The 1,597-nt window shown below is 57.2% G+C and carries 1 protein-coding gene; it reads left to right on the top strand.

The window, feature by feature from the left end:
* Positions 1 to 1,597 (top strand): hypothetical protein (locus tag ACFO5X_RS26115; protein WP_380723264.1); only part of this gene is annotated, 1,597 nt, incomplete at both ends.

The raw sequence follows: 1,597 nt of genomic DNA, 5'->3' as shown, positions 1-1,597 counted from the left end.
ATGCCTATTTCCTGAAGTTCAACAATTTCATCAGAGGGATGAAAACCCACAAGAACGTCAAGCCGGCTCCGCATGGGACGAATTGGGCGCAGGCAGGGGATCAGAACGATCGACTTGCCGGGATATATCTTTCCGAAAATATCAACCATATCATGGAAGATATCTTTATCGACCAATCCGGCTGGGCTGACGGATATTTGCCGAACGGCGACGGGGCCAGTCCGATGTTGCCGACACAGTTCAGCCACTGCATTTACGGCCAACACAGCAGTCTCTGGCAAACGGCGCGACGGATATTCCTTTCACGGGGTGCTTTGAACGGAGGTCAGTTCCGGTCGGGCTTCATCGGTCTGAACGTCATCACGATGGACAACCAGTGGCAAATACTCATTTCCCGTGGTGGTGGCGAAGCGAAAGGAAACTACTCACTTCTTGACAATTACGTCGGGACAGTTGGCGGGGGCAAGGCGTTTTGGAACGGGACGGCCGGGCAACTTGTCGGAAACGTGAATAATGGGGGGATTGTCTTCGGCTTCACCAAGTTGGCCGGGCTCGATCGCGCCGTTATCGGGAATGACGAGCTTCCGCGCGCAACCCTGCCGACACTCATAAACAGCACGTCCCCGCCTGGCCCTGTCGGGCTTGGCGGCTCTGGATCATCTGGTTCGTCCCTGAAGTTCCAAAGCGGTGCGACGTTGGCCTACTCCTTCTTGCAACGCTTTAACTGGGGATCCGAAGACGACCTGAACGTCGAAGGCATCGAGCAAGTAGTCCTCGACGGAACAACTGCCGGCGCGTTCTATGATTTCCTGACCGGTGGGTCCGGTGGCACACACCTTGACCTGATCAACCGTTGGCTGGCCATGGACGATCCGTGGGGTGAATATCTGGACTACATCCGCTGGACGCGGGGCAGGCTCGGAAACGACGTAACCGTTCGGACCACACCGAAGACCCTGAATTTCCTTCCGAACGCGCGCCAGCACACACCCGGCAATCGCGCGAGTATCGAGTTGGATTGGCACCCGAATGGTCTTGACGGACTTCCTGGCGACGTTGTGGGCGACAGCGTGGATATAGGCGAACATGTCATCACCTGGGATATAATCCCCCGAAACCAGATCGAAGACTTCACCATGCGCAAGGGCGCTGGAATGCGGGTTGTTGGGCTAATCGACATCGCGGGCGATATCACCGCAGATGTAGATGGCAATCTTTTCTCCGTCTATGGCGGCGGACGGGTCATGACCTCGGGATATGATGGAGCGAACCCGATCTTTGTCGATCTTGCAGATGGCCGCTATGTCAACTCCGGGATCGTGACGGGCGGCGTGAGCATAGCCGCCCGGCACCGCTCCGAAGTGATCCTCGGCTATGATGATGCCACTTTCACAGTCGGCCCGGACGATACGCTTACCGTTTATGGCGAAAGCCTGGTTGGTGTAGACGGGGCGGTTGGCGGGACGGCCGCACTGATCTTGCAGGGAACGTTGGCCCTCAAGCCGACTTTGCGCCTGGTCGCCGGCACAGTCCCGACGGCGTTCAGCAGCTATCACGGGTATGATTTTCCGGTGATCGCGAACCGAAGCTGCATGAT

Source organism: Seohaeicola nanhaiensis, from assembly GCF_042654245.1.
GTDB classification, from domain to species: Bacteria; Pseudomonadota; Alphaproteobacteria; order Rhodobacterales; family Rhodobacteraceae; genus Seohaeicola_A; species Seohaeicola_A nanhaiensis.
Note: the sequence above shows the minus strand (reverse complement) of the source record. Positions and strands in the feature narration are given on the sequence as shown.